This is a genomic window from Lutispora sp. QWL-02, from assembly GCF_058315355.1.
Map to the genome: position 1 here is coordinate 42352 of NZ_CM177762.1, position 18326 is coordinate 60677.

Genomic DNA, 18326 nt, shown 5'->3' on the forward strand with positions numbered 1-18326 from the left:
ATTGTGAAACTGCCAAAATGGGCAGCAGCAGTGCTCATAGCATCATTGCTGCTGAATGCTAAGACGACTTTGGATTTAATGGCAATGAAAAATCAAATCCAAAGCTTGCAAAATAACGTAAACTCTATCAGTCATTCCGTACAAAACACCGTATCCAGCAGCATATATAGAATAGACGAGATGCTGAAAAAAGAGGCCAGCCTGGTAAATGAATTTGAATATGAATATATGGAACATAAGGATAAAAGGGTTGATTATCTGCTCAGTATAAAGCCCAAAGTTTATAATCAAGATGAAAAGCTTTTCTTCCTTTTAAAGGCCGGTAAAGACAGCCCTCAGCTCATCCCTGCGGAAACAGCGGACGGTGTAACTTTTACTGCAAAGGTGAATTTGTCAATATTTGATACGGCAGATCTTGACTTGGTGATCGATGATGGCAAGAGCAAAAAAACAGAAAAGCTGGAAAGCATCTATCCGATTGCTGAGAAGTTTGCCGCTCAGATAGAAGCTCGTCCTCTGGGAGGATCTATGAGATTTGGCAGTGAAGGGATTGTAATGAGCCATGGCTTCGAATTGGTCCAACACTTCAGGAGCGAAGGCAACGCACCTGCGTTAAAAGAAGCAGTTCTCAACATAGAGTTGAACAGCAATCTTATTGACACAATACCAATGGAGTGGAAGGATAGTCCTGAGTATGGCAGGTATCATATAATGTTTTCAAATTACAAGATTCCATGCAAGGTTGGCGACAGCATAGTCATCTATGCCACAGCCAAAGATGACAGGGGCTTCAATTACAAGTGCCACATGGATGGATGGACTGTAGAGGAAGGCGGACGCATAGGCCGTGCTCCGGATAATTTTGAATATGGGAAAGTAGAAATATATTAGCCTTAGAAACTATTGACATATATCGATGATCTATATATTATATATATAGATCATCGATATAATATTTTTTAGGATGTGATTTTTATGAAAGCTTCCAAAAGCCTTGTATCAGGCAATACAACCATGTTGATACTGGGTTTGCTCCAGAACGAGGATATGTACGGATATCAAATGATTGAAGAATTGGATAAGCGCTCCCAGAATATCTTTGCACTGAAAGCAGGCACCTTGTATCCCATACTCCATGCTTTAGAGCAGCAGAGTATTATAGAATCCTATGATACTGAGACAGATACTACAAGGCCCAGAAAATACTACCGGCTTACGGTGTCAGGACATAAGTTGCTTCAAGAGAAAAAAGCTGAATGGGAAGCTTATGCTTCGGCAGTGAATAAGGTTTTAGGAGGGCTGAACTATGCAAACATATGACAGAAGCATGGAAGATTTTTTAGATGCTGTTTGCGGTCAAATCCGCTTCAAAAGCGTACACAGCAGCATAAAAAATGAGCTTTCAGATCATATAGCCTGCTTAAAGGATGAGTATATTTCCGAAGGTATGGATGATGAAAATGCTGCGCTAAAAGCGTTGCAGCAAATGGGAGATCCGGTATTGATAGGCCGGCAGCTTAATCAGGCGCATAGCCCGAAAATCGAATGGTCAATACTCGCATTGGCACTGGTGCTGACCGGAATCGGAGGATTTGTACAGTTCTTCTTATCAGGAGTTTCCCCGGATAATGCCCGGGCATTTACAAATTTTCTTATATACGCACCCTTGGGCATAGCCGCTTTTGCCTTTACATACTTTTTTGATTACATGCTTCTCGGACGCTATTCAAAGCTTGTATATTTTTCTCTTATGGCTGCTGCAATTCTTGGCTTCTTCATTCTTGGCAGGATTCATGGAGCATACAGGCATATTTACTACTATGCCCTGCTTTTTATGCCTGCTTTTTCGGGAGTGATATATGGCCTCAGAAATAAAGGATATTTCGGAATTATCATTTCAGGCATTTTTTATACAGGAGGTGCAATCACGTGCCTTCTGGCTCCGACCTTTTCCGGTCTTTTATTTCTCACTATCGGCTGCCTGGTCATCTTAACTTCGGCAATAAACAGGGGTTATTTTGGCGGCAGCAAAAGAGCGGGCCTTGCTATTGTGTATATTCCAACCTTAGTGGCCACTGCTGCATGTATATCAGTACTATATGGCCCCCTTGCAAGAAGATTCGGCTTTATAATGCATCCGGAGGCTGATCCCCTTGGCTGCGGTTATCAGCACCTTATGATAAAAAGGTTGATCTCTTCTTCCCGGCCTTTAGGCAAGGCTGTGCTGGATGGAGATATGGCCGGAATGGATATCCATAGGCTGCTGCCGGGCTGGCAAACAGATTTCACTCTTACTTATGTTTTCTCAAGCTTAGGCTATATAGCAGGATTAGCTATAATTTCAGTGATGCTCCTCCTGATCATACGCATGCTTGGTGTAGCAGCCAAGCAGAAAAATGCATTTGGATTTTTGCTTTCCCTTTCCTGTTATGTAGCTATTACAGGACAAATTGTCTTTTATATGCTCTCTAATACCGGTGTCATAGTCATGGATGGCATTCTTCCTTTCGTTTCCTATGGGGGCATAGGTTTTGCAGTAAATATGATGCTCACGGGGCTATTGCTGTCCGCATATAGGAGAACGAACCTGGTCAAGGATGTGTTAAAAAGCGGTGCATGCATCAGCCAAATATTCACCTTGGCAGACGGAAAGCTTATAATCGATCTAGGGATCAAGAAGCAAAAATAAAAGGATTAGTTATTGATTTCGGGCAAATAATATGCTTGAGGTGATTTGATTTGAGAATACCTGAGCATATAGGCATAATACCCGATGGAAACAGAAGATGGGCGGAATCAAAGGGAATGTCCAAGGAAAAGGGATATATGATAGGAACCGGTCCGGGACTGGAGCTTTTTAAGCTGTGTCAGCAGTCAGGCGTAAAGGAATTGACCTATTACGGCTTTACTGTGGATAATACCAAAAGGCCGGCAGAGCAGCGGAAAGCCTTTAGCGATGCATGCATACACGCTGTAGAGATGCTCTCAAAAGAGGATGCGGATTTGCTGGTCATCGGCAACAGCGACTCCCCCATGTTTCCCGAAGAATTGCTTCCCTATACTATAAGGAAAACCTTCGGCAGCGGCGGAATGAAAGTCAATTTCCTGGTTAATTACGGCTGGGAATGGGATTTGAACTACCTGAAGATGGCCAGGAACACTAAAAAAAATATAAATGATTATATAAAATCCAAGGATATATCAAGGGTAGATTTGATCATACGCTGGGGAGGAAGGCGTAGGCTCAGCGGATTCTTGCCTGTCCAGTCCATTTACTCGGATTTTTATGTCATCGATGATTATTGGCCGGATTTTAAGCCCGAGCATTTCTGGAACGCATTAGAGTGGTACGATCATCAGGATATAACCCTTGGAGGTTAGTATAGAACTCAGAATTCAGAACTCAGAGCTCAGGAGCTAAGAACACGGATTAGCACGGAATCTTCCACGTCCTCCATAACCCTTAAGGAATACCCTATGCTAGAAGCCAGAAGCTAGTGGCTAAAATAAAAGTGGCAAAGCCACTTTTATTTTATATATTCATCTCCAGCCAATATGTCCTTTATCGTTTCGGTTGGTATCACAAATTCTATGACACCCATGTATCCCGGAGCCACCTCATACTTGTCAAAGGAAATGACCAGCTTGCTGTCATCATTTATATAGAAGCTTTGCTCCTTAGAAATCCTTTCAAACAATTCAACAGGCTCTTCTATACCGGCGCCGGAAACCCAGTATATCTTTCCTTCATCCTCTTTCATCTGCTCCCTCATCTGGGCCTTAATGTTTTCACTGATGATATCTACATAGCTTTCATCTTTAAACAGGGACGGCAATGTGATAAGTATCTGATTTTTCTTATCTATGGTGTCATATTTGAAGACGGTGGATGAAGACCCTACCGTATTTACCACATATCTTCCTATGGCAAGAATCCTTTCGCTATCAGTCTTTACTACATAACCGGAGTCTACTCCCATATGACCTCCTCCGTCTTTCTTTAATTCCTCTACCTCAGCTATGAATTGCTCATATAGTTCCTTATTCTCTTTCAGATATTTCTCATTAAGGCTGCTCTGCAGCTTCTCATCCTCCAGGCCTTCTATAGAGGGAACTTTTATATCCGCATTGTAGGTATCCTCCTGAAGCTTGTATTCTCTGAAGGTGAGAACCTTAACTATATTGCCGACAACAGGGACTCCTGATAATGCATTGGCAAAGGCAGGGCTTGCATTCAGGCTTGCAGTAAATATAACCGCTGAAGCTGCAGCGCCAGCCATCCATTTATATCTATTTTTTTTGTAATTCTTTCTTAATCCACCCTTTATGGCTTTTCTGACCATAAAATCCAATTCCTTTGGTATTTCAATATTCATATATTCTTCTTTCAGCCTTTCCATATCAGATTTAGACATATAATCCCTCCTAAATGTTTTCTTCCATTTGAACTCTTAAAAGCTTGAGAGCCCTGTATAATCGAGTTTTTATTGTATTTACATTTTCACCTAATATTTCTGCTACTTCTTCAATCTTTAAATCCTCAAAATATCTAAGGATTATTATGCTTTTATAATCCGGCTTAAGTGTTTCTATAGCCCTATGTAAATCTATGTCCTCATATAAATCCTCTTCAGCCTTTATATGGTTTTCTAAAATGTCTGAATCTACTGCAACAGCTTTCTTGTTTTTACGCAAAAAATCTATAGAGGTATTGACTACGATCCTATAAAACCAGGTCCTGATGTACTCAGGATTTTGTATTTTGCCAATACCGGTGAAAGCCTTGTATATGGACTCCTGTAAAACATCCAAGGCATCATCGGCATTTTTAACATAACTAAAGGCCAGCCTGTAGTATTTTTCTTTATTGTCTATGATATTCTCCTCCAGGAGTTTATCCAGCAACTTATGTCCCATAAAATGAAGGTCTCCTTTCTAAGATGCGCATCTTATTGTCTACATCTTATTGACTCCCCATGCCGTGAAAAAGTTTTGTGTATCGATACGTCTTATAAGATATTTATATAATTCTCATTTTTGCTGTTTTTTCATCTTCATTATAATTATGGTGTACCTTAAAATAAAGTTGAAGAGGGAAATTTATGAACATGTTATACCCTATGGTCTTTCTTCATAAAAGGCTTGGCAGGCTTTATCGTCGGCAGCATTGCTCACTCCGGCGGTGCTAAAGGTAAAAGCTTTATGAGAAATATATTGGCCGTTATTGCAGGTGCTGCCTTATATAAGCCTATTTCGAAACTATTTCTATAAGCTTTTCATTCCCTACCAATAATATTTCCACCGTATCAGTTTTCACCTCTATACCTTTACCTGTTATATCCTCATGGTTAAGAATCTTAGACAGGTCTATGCTTTTCTCATAAGTCTCCTTTATTGAAAGGGCTATTGTCCCTTTCTTTTTTTACTGATGACTTTTTTTCTACTATCTCTGCAGCACTTTCTGTGTTGTCAATTTTTCGCATTGTATTATATAATATTCTTTCTTCATCTCCCAAATTTGTATTTTAATATTTAAAAGAAATATATAGATAATAATTTTTAAGATTTTTTATAAAAAAAGAAGGATTATTTACAGCTGATATAGAATATTCTATGTATTGAAATGTCATTTCGATAGGTGAAATAGGAGGGTTTATGAAAGAAGATATTATAATTCAGGCTGTTAGAAACTCTTTAGACATTCTTTATCACTTTACCAAGGGAAAAAGAGAGTTATCATTGGAAGAAATATCACAAAACTTTTCAATTAGTAAAAGCACTGCATACAGGATGTTGCAAACATTAACTTACTGTGGCTTCCTAAAACAAAATGAAAAAACCAAAGACTACAGTCTAGATACTAAGTCTTTGGAACTAGGCAGCACTTATTTACGGCAGATAGATTTAAGACATGTTGCAGAGCCTATTTTAAGCTCAGTTTCGAAACAAATTACTGAAACAATTACTTTAGCTGTACCTAAGGAGAAATATGCAGTATTTATTGATAGATTTGAGAATCCTTCACAAAATGTAAAACTATATTGTGATATTGGTAAAACTTTACCCTATTACTGCGGGGCTATTCCTAAAGCCATTTTTGCCTGTTTCTCAGATGATAATATCCAAAACTACTTAAATGAAACAGAGCTTAAACCGTTAACAAATAAATCAATCATTAATAAAGATCAACTTCTAAAAGATATAAGTATGACAAGGGATCTAGGTTATTCCTTTAGCGATCAGGAAGTCGATATTGGGGTTTCTGCTGTAGGTGCAGCTATAATGGATTATACCGGAAATCCAGTTGGAGGAATTGCTTTCGCAGATCTTTCAATAACATTTACAGAGGAAAAGATAAAATATTTGGGCAATCTTGTAAAAGAAACAGCAGATAAAATTGGCTATAAGATGGGATACTTGAAGAAAAATTAAATAGGTCATTCTACCGTTGCTATTTTTCATCATCTTCTTATAGTAAGCAGACATAATTGAATTGACATAAAATAGCCGGTTTTAAAAATGAATTTTAATGGGTTGAACAGTGGCTTTGGCCGCTGATTTAATACAATACTAATTGTACAAAGGAGGTGATAATTATGCATCTAGTCAATAAAAATAATATCCACCACTATTTCTCGTGTGATCAAAAAAATATTCTTGAGGTTGAGGATGATTCGGTTTTAGTATTTGAAACTATCGATGCATCTTATGGTCAGATTAATGGCTCTAAAAAAAAATACGATGACATAGTTGTAGAACACTTCGTCCCGGTTACCGGCCCTGTCTATATAAAAAATTGTATGCCGGGTGATGCATTAGAAATTGAAATTTTAGACATAGAACTATCGGACACTGGTTCTCTTTGGAGCAGATCAAAGCTGGGAGTATTAAGCATATTTGATAGTATTTATGCGAAGGGTGTAAAAATTGATAAAGATAAAAAAAGTTTTACTTTTGATGAGCACCTAAATATAGAATACCCATTGAACCCAATGGTAGGCTGTATTGGTGTTGCCGCACCAAAAAGCATACATTCTTCATATCCGGGCAACCACGGCGGGAACCTCGATTCTGTCAATGTAACCATGGGTGCTAAGGTTGTGTTACCGGTTTTTTGTGAAGGAGCTCTTCTTTCTATGGGAGATATACATGCAGCTATGGGTGAAGGAGAGCTTTGTGGTACTGGTATAGAATGTGATGCTAGGGTCAGTGTCAAAATTAGAGTTATAAAGAACAAAACTATCCCATCACCGAGGATATACTTTAAAGATCAAGTCAGCTTTATCTTATCAGGTAAAGACTATGATGAAATTATTCCATCACTTGTTCATCAGGGAATAGAGTATTTGCAAGAGATACATAAAATTGATAAAAAAGATGCCTATTTACTATTAAGTGCTATTGGGAACTTAAAAATATGCCAAATAGTTAACCCTTTAAAAACTTTATCTCTCACACTTAAGTTAAATAATTAGCGTTGTGCATTAAATAGTAAAAAATTGTATTCCCAAAACTATGGGAATACAAAAGCATAAGTCGACCCTTTGTGGTAGTTTAGAGCTGTCCAAAACAATAAACAAATCCATAGAGGTTGAAACTTATGCCTGAGATAATAATAAAACAAAATCATAACATCAGCAACTATATAATACGATTGCCATATTTTGCTGCCTTGAACAACCATACCATAAATATAATCTCAGGCATGATTATCGCTAATAGAAGCACTGGTTCAAGATTCTTGAGCGAATACAAGTGGAGCAACAAGTATGTGGACTATAGAACAATCTATAATTTTATTAATATTGTCCGCTTTACTGCACACATCTAATTAAATAACTAATTAATATTGGAGGATGATTTTATGCGAATTAATAAATCTAAAAAACTACTTAAGGAAGGAAAGTGCATACTTGGAACATGGGCTGGTTTGGGTTTTACAGATCCTACCTTAATAGAAATAGCTGGTTATGCAGGATTTGATTTTATACTTATAGATATGGAACATTCCTCATTGGATCTTCAAACTATTGAATCTATGGTAAGAGCAGGGGATGCTGCTGATATAACTACAATAGTAAGAGTACCCGAAAACAATCCTAAAACGATTCTTCGTATTTTAGAAACAGGTGCACAGGGAATTATAATACCTCATACTAGAAATAGAGAAGATGTAGAGAAAGCGATTAATGCAATAAAATACAGACCATATGGCGATCGTGGAATATTCTCCGGGTCTAGAGCAGCACAATATTCTGCAGTTGACTTTAAGCGTCATATGAAAGAATCAAATGAAGAAATCCTATTTATGGTTATGATCGAAGATGATTTTGCTGTAAAAGAACTTAAGGAAATATTAAGTGTACAAGGTCTAGATGGCATATTTATAGGACCGGCAGATCTCTCAAGATCTTTAAATGCCTTAGGAGAACAAAACAATCCTAAAGTTGTAAAAACAATCGAATCAATATTTGATACTGTTAGAAAATCAGAAACTGATATGAAAATAGGTATACCTGGGTATCATTCAGCATTTTATCACTCGACAAAAGAATTAGTTGATCTGGGCGCAAGAATGATAACTGCTTCTCCTGCTGATGCATCTTTACTAATGAGAGCTTATAAAAATCAACTTAATGATATGAGGAAGGGCATTGAAAATTTTCTAGGAGAAGATCACTTGAAATAATAATAAAAGAGAAAACACCATCTTTAAATATATAAAATTGAATCTCTTTAAAAATTAAGATATAAATCCATAGTTTAAGGGGGAATTATTCAATGAAAATTTCAAGACGCATTCTATTTGCATTTACTCTATTAATCTCTTTGTGCTTACTTGCTGCATGTTCACAAGAAGCTTCCCAAAACTCACCTGATTCCTACCCGACAAAGCCTGTAAAAATGCTCATAGGCTTGGCCCCAGGCGGCTCTACAGACCTTTCTTCCCGCGCAATGGCTGATGCAGCATCAAAAGTTCTCGGTCAGCCTGTAGTGGCGGAAAATCGCGAAGGAGGAGCTACCGCAGTTGCTCTTTCAGCTACGTCCAAAGAAAAGCCTGATGGATATAGCCTCGGTATTTTAATATCTTCAGCTGGAGCTATTAATCCTCACCTGAGAGAAGTACCCTATGATCCTGTAAACGATTTTAAACAAATATGCAGGTTTGGGGTATTTACATATACTTTAAGTGTTAAGTCTGATGCCCCATGGCAAAACCTTGAAGAATTTTTAACTTATGCTAAAGAAAATCCTGGCAAGGTAAAATACGGCGTATCAACTAGTGGCTCATCTCCAATGATTGCCATGGAGCAATTGGCACATGAATTAGGTATTAAATGGGAACATGTCCCATTAGGAACTGGTGCTAAAGCCGTTGCAGGTGTTCTTGGAGGACATGTAGATGCATGTGCTGTAGCAGGCGAAGATGTACCGCATGTAGAATCAGGCGATATGAGAGTATTGGCGATTCTATCATCAGAAGAAAGCCCGAATCTCCCAGGAGTTAAAACTTTAATGCAATCAGGGTATGACGTGGCTGCACCAGCATATTTAACAGTGGTAGCACCTAAAGATATACCTGAATCAAAAGTTAGCATTCTTGAAAAAGCATTTGAGGAAGGAGTAAAAGATCCTGATTTCATAAAGGTTATGAATTCCATGAACATTGCTCCCGCTTACCTAAATAGCAATGATACTGAGAAATACGTCAAACAGGAATTTGAAAAATTTGGCGAGGTTTTGAAAAATATAGGTTTAGTACAATAGCAAAAAATTAGTCAGCCAAGAAATTATATCTTCTTGGCTGACTTAATAAGAATCATTAGGGGGTGACTTATTATGTTCCAATTGAAACGTAAAAACTCAGATTTAGCTATCGGAATCTCTTTGTTAATCTTTTCATTATTTTGCTATTTTGTACTTGTTCCAAAGCAAGTATACATAAATCAAAATGAGATAAGTATAATAAAGGCTGATTTCTTTCCAAAACTCTGGTTCGGGATATTAGCCTTACTGTCCTTTATGTTATGTATTTCATCAGTCAGTAAAAATAATAATCCGGAAATCACAGCGGAGAAAGTAAAATCCAATTTTTTAAAAGTTTTTTTTACTATAAGTATAATTGGAGTTTACATACTGGCAATTCCATATATAGGTTATTTCGTATCGACTACTATAGTTCTTATTTGCTTAATGCTGAATTTCGGTGTGAAGAACCCAGTAAAAATAGTAGCTTTATCTGTCATTACAACAACCGCAGTTTATTTTATTTTCTTTAGATTAATGATGATTCCTCTCCCATAGCAATGTCATAATAAAAATACTAGATAGGAGTGATTTAGATTGGATATATTTTATCAGGCAGCATCTATACTTTTCCACTGGGAGAATTTTGCAATTGCTATAGTGGGTATTGTAAGCGGAATTATACTTGGAGCTATACCAGGTTTAGGCCCTACCATGGCAATAGTAATCTTTCTTCCTTTAACCTTTTATATGTCTCCGATTTTCTCAATGATGCTGCTCATTGGAATATATAGAGGTGGAATATATGGAGGCTCAATCTCTGCAATTTTGATTAATACACCAGGTACCCCTACCGCTTCAGCTACTTTGCTTGATGGTTATCCGATGGCAAAACAAGGAAAGGCCCTAAAAGCATTGGATGCGGCTTTATATGGATCATTATCCGGTGATATCTTTGGTATACTGCTTCTTATACTTTGTGCAGAACCTTTGGCAAAAGTTGCTTTGAAATTCGGACCCGCAGAATATTTTTCTCTGGTTTTACTTTCTTTAACAATTGTAGCCTCGGTTTCAGGCAAATCTATACTTAAGGGATTGATTGTAGCTGTTTTCGGCATAGTTCTATCCTTAGTCGGCCTTGATCCCATACTTGGTTCTGAACGGTTTACTTTTGGTACAACTACGCTACTTGAAGGGATACCTTATATACCTTTATTAATGGGATTATTCGCATTATCAGAAATACTGACCCTGGCAGAAAAAGGCATGACAGCAACAGGCGATGAAAAGACAGATGCAAACATAAATGTCTCAGAAAAAGGTGACAGACTTACTTTTAAGGAATTTTGGTCCATGCGTATGCTAGTACTTCGTTCAGGAATAATAGGAGCATTTTTTGGTGCCCTTCCCGGACTTGGTGGAACCGCAGCAGCCTTTGGGGCCTATGGGATTGCGCAAAAAACTTCTAAACATCCGGAGAAATTCGGCACCGGAGTTGTTGAAGGAGTTTTAGCCCCCGAAACTGCAAACAATGCTGTATGCGGAGCAGCTCTTATTCCCACTATAGCCTTAGGTATTCCTGGAGACGGCACTACAGCAGTTCTTCTAGGTGCTTTTGTGTTAGCTGGATTGACTCCTGGTCCATTAGTTTTTACAAAACATGCTGCTACAATGTATGCCATATTTATGGGATTATTAATATCCGGGATCTTTCTATATATATTTGCAAAGATTGCAATTCGTGCTTTTGCACTAATATTAAAAGTACCAAAATCTCAGCTTTTCTCCATTGTTATCGTGTTGTGCGTAATTGGATCTTATGTATATGGCAATAATATTTTTAGTGTGTGGGTTATGTTTTTGGGAGGCATTTTAGGCTATATCATGCGTAAATATGATTTCCCGCTGGCACCTCTTGTTATCGCTATGATATTAAGTCCCATACTTGAAAGCTCTCTAAGGCAAGCATTGATTATATCCAGTGGAGATATATCTATATTTTTTGCAAGACCAATTTCAGCTGTATTTCTATTATTCACTATAATTTCTGTAAGCTATATTGCGTTTAGCAAATATACTGAATATGGTAAAGTTAAAGCTCAAGGAAATAAAGCAATAGATAATGGGGAATAATGCAGAGAATCCGATAATTATCTAAATCAGCAAAAAATATAAATCCAAACACGAAACCTTACTGCATAACATAATATTTATAAATATATAGTCTGTTTTATACAAATATTCATAGATGGTGCTGTATCAAAATAATGTTTCATGCATTAAGAAAGAGACAGCACCTTAATTATACTAGCTATCGTTTGAGCTTCTTACAACTCTCATGGCGTTCAATACTGCTATAAGGGCCACGCCCACATCTGCAAATACTGCTTCCCACATGGTTGCAAGACCAAATGCCCCCATCACCAGCACTATAAGCTTTACTCCCAACGCAAATACTATGTTCTGCAATACTATCTTTCTTGTAAAGGCTGCGACTTTGATGCCCTCAACCAGCTTGGAAGGTTCATCTGTCATAAGCACTATGTCCGAGGCTTCTATAGCTGCATCTGAGCCAAGGCCGCCCATAGCAACCCCTATGTCTGCCATGGTCAGTACAGGAGCATCATTTATGCCGTCTCCTACAAATACTATATTCCCTTTTTCTGATTTCTCGCCCTTTATTTTTTCCAGAATGGCTACCTTTTCCTGAGGCAGAAGCTCATAATAAGCTTCATCGAGGCCCAAAGCCTGCTTTACATTCATAGCCGCTGCCTTGTTGTCTCCCGTAAGCATTACAACCTTTTTAACTCCTGCTTCTTTTAATGCCTTCACGGTTTCTTTGGCGTCTGACTTAGGCTTATCGGATATCAATATATATCCTGCATAATTTCCTTCTATAGCTACATGAACTATAGTCCCCGGCGCGTCAATCTCTTTATATGAGATGCCTTCGCTTTCCATAAGCTTTTCATTTCCTACCAGTATTTCTCCCCACTCTGTTTTGGCTTTTATACCCTTGCCCGTTACATCCTCATGGTGAAGAACTTTTGACAGGTCCACACTTTTCCCATAGGCTTCCTTTATTGAAAGAGCTATTGGATGATCAGAAAAGCTTTCTGCAGCTGCAGCATATTCCAGAACTCCTTCTATAGGATAATCCTTTTCATTGACTATTTCGTTGACTTTAAAGACACCTTCGGTCAGCGTGCCGGTTTTGTCAAACACTACTGTATGGATGCTGTTTAAGGCTTCTAAATAGTTGCCGCCCTTCACCAGGATGCCCTTTTTGGATGCGCCTCCGATACCGCCGAAAAAGCTCAGGGGTATGGACACCACCAAAGCGCAGGGGCAGGATACAACCAAGAATATCAATGCTCTGTAAAGCCATTGAGAGAAGGTATCAAATCCATAAATAAATGATGGTATCAAAGCTATCCCCAATGCGGTGAACACCACTAAAGGAGTATACACCTTTGCAAACTTGGTTATGAAGTTCTCTGTGGGAGCTTTCTTCAGAGCAGCATTTTCTACAAGATCAAGTATTTTTGCAACTGTGGATTGAGAATATTCTTTATCCACTTTTAAGGTTATCATTTTATCCTTGACTATGAAGCCGCTTAAAACTGCATCTCCTTCTTTTATGCTTCTCGGCGCCGATTCTCCCGTAAGAGCAGCAGTATCGACAGAAGCTTCGCCTTTTACAACAGTACCGTCTAAGGGTATCCTCTCACCCGGCTTGACCAAAATGATATCGCCTCTTTGCACATCTTCGGGAGATACCTCCTGAACCGTATTGTCCAGTACCAGATTTGCATGATCAGGTCTGATATTCATCAATGCTTTGATGGATCTTCTGGACCGGTCTACCGCCATGTCCTGGAATATCTCTCCTATATTAAAGAATATCATGACCGCTGCAGCTTCAGGATATTCTCCTATAGCAAAGGCTCCTATGGTGGCAATGGTCATAAGGAAATTCTCATCAAATAAATTGCCCTTAAAAAGGTTTCTGAAAGCCTTGTACACTACCTCTCCCCCGGCCAGCACGTAAGCTGCCGCGAATAAGGACAAGCGTAAAACTTCCGAGGATTTAAATATGTGAGCCAGTGCGTAAATAAGCAGCGCTGCAGCCAGCTTCCATATTTCCATTTTTATTTCATTTTTTTCCTCCGGCTCTTCTTTTATCGCCGATTTTTTTTCTATGATCTCAACACCGTCCTCTATGCTATCAATAGTTTTTATTGCTTCATCCAATATTCTTTCCGCATCCTTTGGATTTTTGTATTCCAATACCAATCTTCTGCCTACAAAATCTATGGAAGCCTTGTGAACTCCCGTGATGCTTTGGATGCCGCGCTCCATCTTAGCTGCGCAGTTGGCGCAATGGAGCCCTTTGATTATGAATTCTCTCTTTAATACCTCTTCCATATCTTTTCCCCCTTAATGTAGTTACGAGTTACGAGAGCCAGGGCATTCCTTTTAGGTCTTATATTACGGTAAACACGGAATTTTAGTGTCTTTCAGTGGTTCCCGTCTTCCCTGCTACCCCGTTTGTCCTAGCGATGCTTGATGTGAGCCATTGCCTGGTCAAATATATGTTTTACGTGTTCATCATCCAGGGAATAATAGATTACTTTGCCTTCCCTTCTGTTTTTTACAAGCCTTGCATCCTTTAATATTCTTAGCTGATGGGAAATTGCAGATTGATTCATATTCAAAAGAGCGGCAATATCACAAACACACATCTCTGCTTCAAAAAGTACATGCAATATTTTTACTCTTGTGCTGTCACCGAATACTCTGAAAAGATCCGAGATGTCATAAAGCAAATCCTCATCAGGCATATTGTCCCGCACTTTTTTTACTATGTCCTCATGTATTATATTGCTCTCACAGCAGTCAACCTTTGTCTTATCATCCATCATCTATGCACCTCCTTTTACATATGAACGTATGAATACTTGTTCATATGTTCACTGATATTTTATGCCTTTATATCAGCTTTGTCAATAGGATTTAAGTTTTTATGTGATTTAACAATGCTCTCAATTCATATGAAGATTTGCAGGCGGCGTGATAAGTCACATATTACTGCAGTTGTAAAAATATAATAGATTGAAGGGGGGATTTTTTTGAAAAAAAGGTTAGTCCTATCATTCAGAATAGGAGCCGCATTTATCGGAACCGTCATCGGGGCGGGATATGCATCAGGGCAAGAAATAATGCAGTTTTTTTCCGTATTCGGAGCATACGGGATGATCACTCTTTTGCTCTCAGGCTTTGTATTTATTATTACAGCTGTTTCCGTATTCAATATTTCAGACCGGCTTAAGGCTTTCAATTACAGGGATTTCGTCTGCAAGCTTTGCGGCGGTAAGATAGGAAGCTTTTATGATGCCATAATAACCTTATTCTTATTTTTAGGCACTTCCATCATGTTTTCCGGCAGCTGCGAGATTTTTAAGGCTTATTTTCATCTACCGAAGATCTATGGAATCGCCATCATATGCATTTTAACCTTGCTGGCGGTATTTAAATCCATAGAGGGCTTGCTGAGCGTAAATTCAATCATCGTGCCGGCTATTTCTGCCGTTGTGATATTAGCATCTATAGCATCGTTTAAGGATAAAAATATGCTAGTTCTGTGGCCTCATATAGGTATTCCTGAAAACGCATCCGCTTTTAAGGCTTTTTTCTTTATGTTTTTTTATTGCGCCTATAACCTTATGCTTTCTTTAGGAGTTTTGACAGCTTTTCCTCAGGATATAAAAAGCAGAAAATCATTGTCTATGGGGGCTTTCATGGGCGGTTTCGGCTTAATGGTGCTGGCTTTTTTGCTTAATGCTCTGATTTTAACCGATATGCCTCAAGTGTTGGATAAGTCCTTGCCTATGATATACATAACCAGAGGATTCCATCCTTATTTCAGATATGCATTGGCTTTATGCATCTGGGGAGAAATATATTCCACTGCTGTTTCGGATGTGTTCAGCCTGGCAAACAGATTGTCAAACAAAAAAAAATACAGCTATAAAGCTGTATGCACTGCTATAGTATTGTGCTCCATTCCGCTGTCTCTCTTTGATTTCAAATCCCTCGTGGCTTTCTTTTACCCGCTCTTCGGAGCCTTATCCATATTTCTTATAGTTTATATAATTTATTATGGGAAGGCGGCAAAGCTTAAGCCTCAATAGCAAGAAAGTGCAAAAAAGAGGAGACGGGAACCACTGAAATATACGGAATTTTTCACGAATTAACACGAAAGATCCTTCAGTGGTTTCCGCCTTCTCCCATTTGCCTATCTGCCTATTTGCCTTCATGCTAATCCGTGTTCTCAGTCTCCTGCGGCCCGTAAGAAATACATGCACCCTGAGCTCTGAATCCTGAGTTCTATCACATAAGGAATCCCTAATACCAGAGGCTAGCGGCCAGAAGCCAGAGGCGTAAAAACCTTTTCCACATAGGAGGATGTGGTAAGGCTCAGTACGGCGGAATAGGCGCAGCGGAAAGAGATCAGGCTTCCGGGCTCGACCTTCTCCTTGCTGGCCGTTACATCCACTATCAAATGATCGCTGCTTCCTCCCAATATCTCCATGCCTTCAGAAATCGGAGTGAGAGCTTCTATTCTTACATCCTGGCGTCCGACAGCCAGTATAGCTCTCTTCCTTATTCCTTTGTCCAGGAACACAGGCGGGTTTCCGAAGGCATCATAGCCGCTCCGGCCTATTGGAACAGAGGGTTTTTGCCTGAGCTCCACCACTTCCGCTTTCAATATGAAAGCATCTTGATGGAGATTTTCAATAAACAATCCGTTGGTGCTGTCCTCTCCAAGGAGTACAGCCTCCCCAATCCTCAAATTGTTTATTCCCTTCGGCAGCTTTCCTTCTCTCAATAGCTTTAGAGCACAGGTAGAGCCTCCGGATATTATGGGCAGTTCTACTTTATGATCCTTTTCCAGGCTATCTCTCAAGTTCACCAAAACTGTTGTATTTTCTGCTGTGGGCAGAATTCCTCCGTAGCAGCCGACATTCGTACCTATCCCTATGAGCTTTACTCCATTCATCGCGAGGATCTCCCCCACCAGCGTCCCTGAATCTTCCGGCAATACCCCTTCTCTCAGGTCGCCTACATCTATCATCAGTATGATGCTATGCACTTTCCCCATGCTCTCTGCCTTGTCCGAATAAGCTTTTATGACCTCAATCTGGGATTGAAGACTGATATCAGCGTATCTGATGACTTCTTCCGCTTCGCTTATTTTGGGGATCCTGATCATCATATACTTCACATCAGGGAACTTCCTTTTAACCTTTGCAATATTTTGTATCCTTGCATCGCCAAAAAAATTATGTCCGTCTTCAACGAGGGCTTCAACAACAGGCAGTTCAGCACAAAACCCTTTTGTTACAATGCAAATATCAATGCCTGATTTTTGACAAAGATCTTTAATTTTTTGGGCATTGTATTTGATTTTTGTCATATCAATTTCTAATAACGGCGTATGCATAACAACCCCCCATAATTTTAAAATACAGCCGCCCTGAGCAGCTGTGGTTACTGCTTAATATTATTATTATATCATTGTGGACTTATAATAGAAGCAGTTTTTCTGATTTTATATTCATAGTATTTTCTATGCCAATATTATTTATGAAATATCTATAAATTTTGTAATAAAACTATTTATTTTTTTTATTGTTATGATATAATAAAAATGTAAAATTATTAACAAACTCTCGAAAGGGGAAGGGAATTCGAAATGAAAAAGTTATTATCATTAGCCCTTATAGCAGTCTTAGTAGTAGCTATGGCTGCAGCATGCGCACCAAAGACCGAACCTGCAGCAGCTCCACCGGCAATCAATGAGGCTGCTTACAAAGATGGTACTTATACGGCAAAGGGTGACACAGACGAAAGAGGCTGGACACCTGAAATTACCGTAGTAGTTAAAGACGGTAAAATCTCCGAAGTGAAATATGATGAAGTAAGAGGCATGTACAAATCAGAAGATACAGAATATCACAAGGCATTCAAAGATGCTAAAAATGTTGACATAGTTGCAGTTTATAAGCAGATGGGCGAAGGACTTGTTGCCGCTCAGGATTCAGAGAAAGTTGCTGCTGTCACAGGCGCTACAGGCTCCTTCACTAATTTCAAAACATTGGCTGCTGAAGCTATCGCACAAGCAAAAGACGGAGACAAGCTCAAAGACGGGAACTTCAAAGCAGCAGGAAAAGAAGATGAAAGAGGCTGGACACCTTTCGTTTCAATCACGGTTGCGGAAGGCAAAATAACAGCTGCCGCTTATGATGAGGTTTCATCAAAAGCATTTGTGAACAAGACACAGGACGAAGGCTACAAGGCAACCTTCAAGCAGGTTAAAAATGTTGACCTAGTCGCGGCATACGAGAAATTCGGTGCAGATCTTGTTGCAGCCCAGGACATATCAAAGGTTGATGCAACAGGCGGAGCAAGTCACTCAGGCGAAAGCTTCAAAGCTTTGGCAGAAAAGGCTTTAAGCCAGGCAAAATAGTATAAAAATACAAAGTAATGCATAAAAAGCAGATACCGATATCGGC

General features: G+C 39.0%; 18 protein-coding genes. 13 read left to right on the top strand and 5 right to left on the bottom strand.

Features of this window, described 5'->3' with window-relative positions; translation table 11 throughout:
• The first annotated feature begins 3 nt into the window (after window positions 1-3).
• The 4 genes from AC4HCY_RS00195 (at window position 4) to AC4HCY_RS00210 (ending at window position 3381) form a co-directional block, all read left to right on the top strand.
• Window positions 4-891 carry a hypothetical protein gene (locus AC4HCY_RS00195; protein WP_491095130.1) on the top strand — a complete coding sequence of 296 codons (888 nt, stop codon included), beginning with the start codon at window positions 4-6 and terminating at the stop codon, window positions 889-891.
• A gap of 84 nt (window positions 892-975) precedes the next feature.
• On the top strand, window positions 976-1320 hold the full coding sequence (locus AC4HCY_RS00200; protein ID WP_323433104.1) for a PadR family transcriptional regulator: 345 nt from the start codon (window positions 976-978) through the stop codon (window positions 1318-1320).
• A complete protein-coding gene (locus AC4HCY_RS00205) occupies window positions 1307-2689 on the top strand; it encodes an FtsW/RodA/SpoVE family cell cycle protein (protein WP_491095131.1) in 1383 nt (460 codons plus the stop codon). The genes AC4HCY_RS00200 and AC4HCY_RS00205 overlap by 14 nt, the downstream gene beginning before the upstream one ends.
• A gap of 50 nt (window positions 2690-2739) precedes the next feature.
• Window positions 2740-3381, top strand: a complete 642-nt coding sequence (locus tag AC4HCY_RS00210; RefSeq protein ID WP_323433823.1) for an undecaprenyl diphosphate synthase family protein — start codon at window positions 2740-2742, stop codon at window positions 3379-3381.
• Between the two features lie 146 nt (window positions 3382-3527).
• On the opposite strand, the gene rsiV is transcribed toward AC4HCY_RS00210, so the two are convergent.
• A complete protein-coding gene (gene rsiV / locus AC4HCY_RS00215; RefSeq protein ID WP_323433822.1) occupies window positions 3528-4415 on the bottom strand; it encodes an anti-sigma-V factor RsiV in 888 nt (295 codons plus the stop codon).
• 10 nt (window positions 4416-4425) lie between these two features.
• Window positions 4426-4917 carry an RNA polymerase sigma factor SigV gene (gene sigV, locus AC4HCY_RS00220; RefSeq protein WP_323433821.1) on the bottom strand — a complete coding sequence of 164 codons (492 nt, stop codon included), beginning with the start codon at window positions 4915-4917 and terminating at the stop codon, window positions 4426-4428.
• Window positions 4918-5655: 738 nt separating this feature from the next.
• Here sigV and AC4HCY_RS00225 point away from each other — a divergent pair.
• From AC4HCY_RS00225 to AC4HCY_RS00255, 7 genes are all read left to right on the top strand, one after another.
• Entirely contained in the window at window positions 5656-6432 is a 777-nt protein-coding gene (locus AC4HCY_RS00225; RefSeq protein ID WP_323433820.1) for an IclR family transcriptional regulator, read from the top strand.
• Between the two features lie 164 nt (window positions 6433-6596).
• On the top strand, window positions 6597-7475 hold the full coding sequence (locus AC4HCY_RS00230) for an acetamidase/formamidase family protein (RefSeq protein WP_491095132.1): 879 nt from the start codon (window positions 6597-6599) through the stop codon (window positions 7473-7475).
• Window positions 7476-7600: 125 nt separating this feature from the next.
• The gene (locus AC4HCY_RS00235; RefSeq protein WP_491095133.1) at window positions 7601-7831 is read left to right on the top strand and encodes a hypothetical protein; all 231 of its coding nucleotides are present in this window, start codon (window positions 7601-7603) and stop codon (window positions 7829-7831) included.
• A gap of 33 nt (window positions 7832-7864) precedes the next feature.
• Window positions 7865-8689, top strand: a complete 825-nt coding sequence (locus AC4HCY_RS00240) for an HpcH/HpaI aldolase family protein (RefSeq protein ID WP_491095134.1) — start codon at window positions 7865-7867, stop codon at window positions 8687-8689.
• A 92-nt stretch (window positions 8690-8781) separates the two neighbouring features.
• Window positions 8782-9768 (top strand): Bug family tripartite tricarboxylate transporter substrate binding protein, encoded by a 987-nt coding sequence (locus AC4HCY_RS00245; protein ID WP_323433816.1) that lies wholly within the window; start codon window positions 8782-8784, stop codon window positions 9766-9768.
• 72 nt (window positions 9769-9840) lie between these two features.
• Window positions 9841-10305: a tripartite tricarboxylate transporter TctB family protein gene (locus AC4HCY_RS00250; RefSeq protein ID WP_323433815.1), complete on the top strand. Its 465-nt coding sequence runs from the start codon at window positions 9841-9843 to the stop codon at window positions 10303-10305.
• Between the two features lie 39 nt (window positions 10306-10344).
• Window positions 10345-11880 (top strand): tripartite tricarboxylate transporter permease, encoded by a 1536-nt coding sequence (locus AC4HCY_RS00255; protein WP_323433814.1) that lies wholly within the window; start codon window positions 10345-10347, stop codon window positions 11878-11880.
• 174 nt (window positions 11881-12054) lie between these two features.
• On the opposite strand, the gene AC4HCY_RS00260 is transcribed toward AC4HCY_RS00255, so the two are convergent.
• Together AC4HCY_RS00260 and AC4HCY_RS00265 are read right to left on the bottom strand one after the other, a co-directional pair.
• A complete protein-coding gene (locus AC4HCY_RS00260) occupies window positions 12055-14175 on the bottom strand; it encodes a heavy metal translocating P-type ATPase (RefSeq protein WP_491095135.1) in 2121 nt (706 codons plus the stop codon).
• A gap of 128 nt (window positions 14176-14303) precedes the next feature.
• A complete protein-coding gene (locus AC4HCY_RS00265) occupies window positions 14304-14669 on the bottom strand; it encodes an ArsR/SmtB family transcription factor (RefSeq protein ID WP_323433825.1) in 366 nt (121 codons plus the stop codon).
• Window positions 14670-14879: 210 nt separating this feature from the next.
• Between AC4HCY_RS00265 and AC4HCY_RS00270 the strand changes: the two genes are divergently transcribed.
• On the top strand, window positions 14880-15941 hold the full coding sequence (locus AC4HCY_RS00270; protein WP_491095136.1) for a YkvI family membrane protein: 1062 nt from the start codon (window positions 14880-14882) through the stop codon (window positions 15939-15941).
• A gap of 227 nt (window positions 15942-16168) precedes the next feature.
• Here AC4HCY_RS00270 and AC4HCY_RS00275 read toward each other — a convergent pair whose 3' ends face one another.
• Window positions 16169-17254, bottom strand: a complete 1086-nt coding sequence (locus tag AC4HCY_RS00275) for an alanine/ornithine racemase family PLP-dependent enzyme (RefSeq protein ID WP_491095137.1) — start codon at window positions 17252-17254, stop codon at window positions 16169-16171.
• Window positions 17255-17506: 252 nt separating this feature from the next.
• Between AC4HCY_RS00275 and AC4HCY_RS00280 the strand changes: the two genes are divergently transcribed.
• Window positions 17507-18280: an FMN-binding protein gene (locus AC4HCY_RS00280; RefSeq protein ID WP_323433810.1), complete on the top strand. Its 774-nt coding sequence runs from the start codon at window positions 17507-17509 to the stop codon at window positions 18278-18280.
• Window positions 18281-18326: the final 46 nt, after the last annotated feature.

Bases quoted from the DNA above. Each gene is read 5' to 3' on its own strand.
- AC4HCY_RS00200 (WP_323433104.1), top strand. From the start codon at position 976: ATGAAAGCTTCCAAAAGCCTTGTATCAGGCAATACAACCATGTTGATA.
- AC4HCY_RS00205 (WP_491095131.1), top strand. From the start codon at position 1,307: ATGCAAACATATGACAGAAGCATGGAAGATTTTTTAGATGCTGTTTGC.
- rsiV (WP_323433822.1), bottom strand. From the start codon at position 4,415: ATGTCTAAATCTGATATGGAAAGGCTGAAAGAAGAATATATGAATATT.
- sigV (WP_323433821.1), bottom strand. From the start codon at position 4,917: ATGGGACATAAGTTGCTGGATAAACTCCTGGAGGAGAATATCATAGAC.
- AC4HCY_RS00225 (WP_323433820.1), top strand. From the start codon at position 5,656: ATGAAAGAAGATATTATAATTCAGGCTGTTAGAAACTCTTTAGACATT.
- AC4HCY_RS00230 (WP_491095132.1), top strand. From the start codon at position 6,597: ATGCATCTAGTCAATAAAAATAATATCCACCACTATTTCTCGTGTGAT.
- AC4HCY_RS00235 (WP_491095133.1), top strand. From the start codon at position 7,601: ATGCCTGAGATAATAATAAAACAAAATCATAACATCAGCAACTATATA.
- AC4HCY_RS00240 (WP_491095134.1), top strand. From the start codon at position 7,865: ATGCGAATTAATAAATCTAAAAAACTACTTAAGGAAGGAAAGTGCATA.
- AC4HCY_RS00245 (WP_323433816.1), top strand. From the start codon at position 8,782: ATGAAAATTTCAAGACGCATTCTATTTGCATTTACTCTATTAATCTCT.
- AC4HCY_RS00250 (WP_323433815.1), top strand. From the start codon at position 9,841: ATGTTCCAATTGAAACGTAAAAACTCAGATTTAGCTATCGGAATCTCT.
- AC4HCY_RS00260 (WP_491095135.1), bottom strand. From the start codon at position 14,175: ATGGAAGAGGTATTAAAGAGAGAATTCATAATCAAAGGGCTCCATTGC.
- AC4HCY_RS00265 (WP_323433825.1), bottom strand. From the start codon at position 14,669: ATGGATGATAAGACAAAGGTTGACTGCTGTGAGAGCAATATAATACAT.
- AC4HCY_RS00275 (WP_491095137.1), bottom strand. From the start codon at position 17,254: ATGCATACGCCGTTATTAGAAATTGATATGACAAAAATCAAATACAAT.
- AC4HCY_RS00280 (WP_323433810.1), top strand. From the start codon at position 17,507: ATGAAAAAGTTATTATCATTAGCCCTTATAGCAGTCTTAGTAGTAGCT.